General features: G+C 44.0%; 4 protein-coding genes, 1 tRNA gene and 1 pseudogene. All 6 read left to right on the forward strand.

Features of this window, described 5'->3' with window-relative positions:
* Positions 1-118 precede the first annotated feature (118 nt).
* Positions 119-487 carry a hypothetical protein gene (locus BGL89_RS17325; RefSeq protein WP_286826780.1) on the forward strand — a complete coding sequence of 123 codons (369 nt, stop codon included), beginning with the start codon at positions 119-121 and terminating at the stop codon, positions 485-487.
* A 46-nt stretch (positions 488-533) separates the two neighbouring features.
* Positions 534-1817 carry an ABC exporter membrane fusion protein gene (locus BGL89_RS17330; protein WP_286826781.1) on the forward strand — a complete coding sequence of 428 codons (1284 nt, stop codon included), beginning with the start codon at positions 534-536 and terminating at the stop codon, positions 1815-1817.
* Between the two features lie 7 nt (positions 1818-1824).
* Complete coding sequence (gene devC / locus BGL89_RS17335) at positions 1825-2997, forward strand: ABC transporter permease DevC (protein WP_286826782.1); 1173 nt, start codon at positions 1825-1827, stop codon at positions 2995-2997.
* An 18-nt stretch (positions 2998-3015) separates the two neighbouring features.
* Complete coding sequence (locus tag BGL89_RS17340) at positions 3016-3735, forward strand: DevA family ABC transporter ATP-binding protein (RefSeq protein WP_286826783.1); 720 nt, start codon at positions 3016-3018, stop codon at positions 3733-3735.
* Between the two features lie 61 nt (positions 3736-3796).
* Positions 3797-3888, forward strand: a tRNA-Ser gene (locus BGL89_RS17345).
* 19 nt (positions 3889-3907) lie between these two features.
* Positions 3908-4226 (forward strand): annotated as a pseudogene (locus BGL89_RS17350) (radical SAM protein); the annotation flags it as partial.
* Positions 4227-4301 lie beyond the last annotated feature (75 nt).

The following is a 4301-nucleotide window of genomic DNA, read 5'->3' on the forward strand; positions in this document are numbered from 1 at the left end:
GGAAAGCGTAAGACTTCTGTTAAAGAAGCAGCATCCCGGGTCGCGTCAACCCCGTTGACGCGACCACCCTAAAAAAGTGGCGTGGTGAGGGATCGCCGTCCGTTTTACGGCGGCGAGGATGTCAATAGCTAAAGCCGAGATTGATCGAGGAAAAACCCTGATAGAAAAGCTAAAAATTCTCGGAAAATTTATGATTAATCGCGAGGATTCCTGCATCAAACAATTATTCTTATGGATTGATTATTCTCAATACCAAGGACGAGAAGAACTGCGTCGTAGTCAATTTTTTGAGCGCATTGATCGCCGCTATCATCAGGCAGTAATCGAGATTTTAGGTATTACCGATCCGAGTGTAGCTTGGTTAGTTGTCAGCGTTATTAATGGACTGATATTAGAGCGCCTGTGGTGCAATGAACAGATTGCGATCGATGAACAAATGGAATTATTAGGTAAAATTCTTACTACTTATTTACAGAAAAACTGTTAACCCCCAACAATCGCTTATTAACTGCAAAATTACTAACAGAAATTCTATGAACGGTAAAACTTTTGTGAAACCCAATCAGAAGTTAATTATCGGGTTAATAGTATTAGGCACAGGATTATTAGGAATAACCACCTTTTATAGCCTTTCCCAAGTCGCACCCAAACCCGAAACCAAAACCCCTGTAGTTGCGTCGTCCGCACCGCAAAAAATCACCGCTTTAGGCAGAATTGAACCAAGGACAGAAATTATCAGTATATCTGCCCCGATGTTGCTTGATTCCGATCGAGTCAAGCAATTATTAGTCGATGAAGGAGATAGCGTCAAAACGGGACAAATAATCGCCATTCTCGAAAGTCAGGAAAGATTAGAGGATAACCTGCGACAGGCACAAGAACAGGTGAAAGTAGCCGCAGCCAAACTAGAACAGGTGAAAGCTGGGGCAAAAGTCGGCGAAATCGATGCTAACACCGCTAACGTGCGGAAAATCGAGGCACAATGGTTAGGCGATCAAGCAAACCAACGGACAACTATCCAAAGATTAACAGCGCAATTAGAAGGGGATAGGGCTGCCCAAAAAGCGACAATTGGCAAATTAGAAGCAGAATATCGCAATGCCAAAGCTGAATTTGATCGCTACGAAAAACTCTATCAAGAAGGGGCAATTTCCGCCTCTAGTTTTGATAGTAAAAGACTGAATTTAGAAACCAGTAATCAACAACTCACAGAAGCAAAAGTTACCCTAGAGAGGATTGAACGCACCGGCAAACAAGAGATACAAGAAGCCAAGACTACCCTAGCCCGGATTGAATCCACCGGTCAACAGCAGATCAAAGAGGCCAAATCCACTTTAAATCAAGTCTCAGAAGTGCGGGGAGTCGATGTGCGGGCAGCCCAAGCGGAGGTAAATGCTGCCCTAGTTGCCGTTAAAAAAGCCCAAACCGAGTTAAATCAGGCCTATATTCGATCGCCAATTACCGGCAAAGTGATTAAAGTCAATACCCGGATCGGGGAACAAATCAGCGCTCAAGGAATTGTTGACCTCGCTGAAACCGATCGCATGGAAGTAATTGCCGAAATCTATCAAAGCGATATCGGGAAAATTCGCGAGGGACAAACTGCCACGATTACCGGATCGGCGTTTACGGGCGAAGTTAGCGGAAAAGTGCGCTTAATTGCTTTAAAAGTTGACCAACAAAATATATTCAGCAATCAACCAGGAGAAAACTTCGATCGCAAAGTTATCTCTGTCCGTATTGCCTTAAATCGCGAAAACAGTCAAAAAGTGGCAGGTTTAACCAATTCCCAAGTAACTGTAACTATCCATGAGTAGGTTTTCCATGAAACTAACCCATCTATTCAAAAAAACGCCCCTATCTTGGTTACAGGTGACGCGAGAGAAAACCCGTTTGATCGTGGCTATTGCCGGGATTGCTTTTGCAGACTTCTTAATTTTCACGCAGTTGGGGTTTCGGGATGCCTTATTTGATGCTTCCGTTAAACCCCATTATGTCCTCGATGCGGATTTAGTCCTGATTAATCCCCAATTTGATACCCTCTTTGCTGTGAAAAGTTTCTCACGCGATCGCTTGTACCAAGCTAAAAGAGTCGAGGGCATTCAATCTTTAGCCCCAGTTTATATTGCTTCTGCCCAGTGGCGCAATCCCGAAACTGCCCTAGAAAGAACTACTTTAGTCTTTGGTTTTGATCCCAGTCAACGGGTTTTTACTCTCCCGGAAGTTAATCAAAAATCCAGTGATCTGAAGATGTTAAATCGCGTCTTGTACGATCAAGCAGGAAGACCAGAATTCGGTCCAATTGCCGATTTACTCCAGAAAAAACCCGATTTGACAGTTCAGTTAAATAGAAAAGAGGTACAGGTAGCGGGAATTTTTACCCTTGGTGCCTCCTTTGCTGCCGATGGTAACGTCATTAGCAGTGATTCTACCTTTTTAAGGCTCTTTCCCGAACGCCAACCCCACGAAATCGATATAGGACTGGTGAAACTGCAACCGGGGGCAAATATAGAGGCAGTAAAAGCCAATTTACAGGCACTTCTACCTAAAAATGAAGTAATTGTCCTTACTTTAAAAGAATTTGCTGAAAGGGAAAAAACCTATTGGGCAAATGGTACAGCCATTGGTTTTATCTTTGGTTTAGGTACAGTAGTCGGTTTTATCGTCGGTATCGTCATTGTCTATCAGATTCTCTATTCCGATGTCACCGATCACTTACCCGAATACGCTACCCTAAAAGCTATGGGTTACGGTGATTGGTATTTAGTCGGGGTTTTGATGCAAGAGGCTTTATTACTAGCGGTTTTGGGATATATACCGGGGTTTATCGTTTCTCTTGGTGTTTATCATCTCGCTTCCTCCGCTACACTTTTACCGATAGTGATGACTACCCCTAGGGCGATCGAAGTTTTAATCCTAACAATTATTATGTGTATTGCCTCTGGAATTGTCGCTATGGGCAAATTAAGGACAGCAGATCCGGCCGATATTTTCTAAGCTATCAAGGGTGAAACAATGCTGATTTTTCAAAAAGAGCGAGAATTAGGGAATTTTAGCCCTAACGAACCCGTAATTGCCATTAAAGGCTTAAATCACTATTTTGGCACGGGGGAATTAAAAAAACAGGTTTTATACGATATCGATCTGGAAATTAAAGCGGGGGAAGTAGTGATTATGACTGGTCCTTCGGGATCGGGGAAAACTACTTTATTGAGTTTAATGGGAGGTTTGCGATCGGCACAAGAGGGCAGTTTAAAAATTCTCGGCCAAGAAATGTTAGGAATTGCTAAGGGCAAAATGCTGAAAATTCGCCGTCAAATTGGCTATATTTTTCAAGCACATAATTTACTAAAATTCCTGACAGCGAAACAAAACGTTAGGATGTCTTTGGAACTGCACGAGGAGTTTTTAGAACAAGATCTCGATCAAAAAGCCACGGCAATTTTGGAGTCGGTAGGTTTAGGTGACCGCGTTGATTACTATCCCCATGATCTATCAGGGGGACAAAAACAACGGGTTGCGATCGCTCGCGCCCTCGTCAGTCATCCCAAATTAGTCCTCGCGGATGAACCGACCGCGGCCTTAGATAAACAATCCGGGCGCGATGTGGTGGAAATCATGCAGAAATTGGCAAAAGAACAAGGTTGCACGATTTTACTCGTCACCCACGATAACCGGATTCTCGACATCGCCGATCGCATTGTCAACATGGAGGATGGTCGTTTAAGCGATTAACTGCCCAAAAATTACTTGCCAAAAATCGGCCTTTCATGTTAGACTAAAATAATGTCATCTTGGAGAGGTGGCAGAGTGGTCGAATGCGGCAGATTGCTAATCTGTTGTACGAATCGTAAGACCGTACCGAGGGTTCGAATCCCTCCCTCTCCGTGTTTTTTCGGTATGTTCGATGACTGCTGGCCATGATTATTTCTGCTCCGTATATAGTCCGGTTGCCTCTTGGCGTTTCGGCAGTTCCCTGGGCATTGATCCGATTGGTTTAGTTTCCACCTGTTCCTTTAACTGTGCCTACTGTCAGTTAGGAGAAATTGAGCAAAAAAACCGAGCAACGAAAAACTTTTATCACCAGCGAACAAATTAGCAGGGATTTAAGGGATTTTGCTCCTTGGGATGTGGATATAGTCACTCTCAGTGGTAGCGGGGAACCCACCCTCGCCCTCAATTTAGGGGAAATACTGGCCACCGTCAAGGAATTGACATCCTCACCGCCGTAAACGGACGGTGATTCCCAAACCTCACGATTTAGGTTTCTGCTTCTTTCCCTTGCGGGGTTCCGCACCTGC

The sequence above is a fragment of the Microcystis sp. LSC13-02 genome (genome assembly GCA_002282935.1).
Classification (GTDB): Bacteria; Cyanobacteriota; Cyanobacteriia; order Cyanobacteriales; family Microcystaceae; genus Microcystis.